A 1,723-nucleotide genomic window follows, 5' to 3' on the forward strand; every position below is an offset into this window, starting at 1 on the left:
GCTGATACGCCCATTTCCGGCTGCCCGCGGCCGCCGCAACGGCATGGCAGCATTGCGCTGCCCAGTTGACGCTTTCGTTGGCACATGCCTTGCTGAGGCCATCAACAAGAAAACGGCGCGAAAGCGCTGGGGATCATTATTGCTTAAAGGTGGAGGCTATCCGATGAACGAGCAGGAAATCCGCGGCATGGTCGCGGATGTGAAGGAAGGCACGCTGTCGCGACGCTCCTTCATGCAGAGAATGGCGGCCGTGGGTATCGCCGCGCCGATCGCGAGCCAGATCCTGGTCTGGAACGATGTTGCGATGGCCAACGCCACGCTGCCCTACAAGCCGACCAAGGCCGGCGGCGGCGGGCCGCTGAAGATCCTGCTCTGGCAGGCCCCGACCCTGCTCAACCCGCATTTCGCCTCGGGCACCAAGGACCAGATCGCCTCGCGCGTGTTCTACGAGCCGCTCGCCGGCTGGGACAAGGAAGGCAACCTGATCCCCTGCCTCGCGGCCGAGGTCCCCACCCGCGCCAATGGCGGCCTGTCCGCCGACGGCCTGAGCGTGACCTGGAAGCTGAAGCCCGGCGTGAAATGGCATGACGGCAAGCCGTTCAGCGCCGACGACGTCGTCTTCACCTGGGAATATGCCAAGGAACCGGCGACCGCCGCCTACACCACGGGCTCCTACACCAACATCAAGGTCGAGAAGGTCGACGATCTCACCGTCAAGGTGACGTTCCAGCAGCCGACGCCGTTCTGGGCCGACCCCTTCGTCGGCACCGTCGGCCAGATCCTGCCGAAGCACCGCTTCGCCGACTATGTCGGCGCCAAGTCGCGCGAGGCCCCGGACAACCTGAAGCCGGTCGGCACCGGCCCGTACAAGTTCGTCGAGTTCAAGCCGGGCGACGTGCTCACCGGCGAGCGCTTCGCCGATTACCACATCAAGAACCAGCCGCATTTCGACACGCTCGAGGTGAAGGGCGGCGGTGACGCGGTCTCGGCGGCGCGCGCCGTGCTGCAGACCGGCGAATACGACTATGCCTGGAACCTGCAGGTCGAGGACGAAGTCCTCAAGCGCATGGAGACCGGCGGTCGCGGCAAGACCAGCGCCGTCGCGTCGGGCGACATCGAGTTCATCATCCTGAACACGACCGACCCGTGGACCGAGGTCGATGGCGAGCGCTCGAGCGTCAAGACCAAGCATCCGACGCTGTCGGACCCGGCCGTGCGCCAGGCGATCAACCTGCTGATCGACCGCGACTCGATCCAGAAGTTCATCTATGGCCGCGGCGGCACCGCGACCGCGAGCTTCGTCAACGAGCCCAAGCAGTTCAAGTCGCAGAAGCTCAAGTACGAGTTCAACATCGAGAAGGCCAACAAGATCCTCGATGACGCCGGCTGGAAGAAGGGTGGCGACGGCATCCGCGAGAAGGACGGCAAGAAGCTCAAATACGTCTACCAGACCTCGATCAACGCCCCGCGCCAGAAGACCCAGGCCATCATCAAGCAGGCCTGCCAGCGCGCCGGCATCGACCTCGAGCTCAAGTCGGTCACGGCTTCGGTGTTCTTCTCCTCGGACGTCGCCAACCCCGATACGTACACCAAGCTCTATGTCGACATGGAGATGTATACGACGACGCAGCCGCAGCCCGATCCGGAGCGCTTCCTGAACCAGTTCGTGTCCTGGGAAGTCGCCACCAAGGAAAACAAGTGGCTGGGACGCAACGTCTCGCGC

The 1,723-nt window shown here is 64.1% G+C and carries 1 protein-coding gene; it reads left to right on the top strand.

Annotation, left to right across the window (positions count from 1 at the left end):
- Positions 1-163 precede the first annotated feature (163 nt).
- On the top strand, positions 164-1,723 hold a 1,560-nt coding region (locus ACIPIA_RS15635; RefSeq protein WP_400510882.1), incomplete at its 3' end, for a peptide ABC transporter substrate-binding protein.

The sequence above is a fragment of the Allobosea sp. CER48 genome, assembly GCF_044752385.1.
Lineage (GTDB): Bacteria > Pseudomonadota > Alphaproteobacteria > Rhizobiales > Beijerinckiaceae > Allobosea.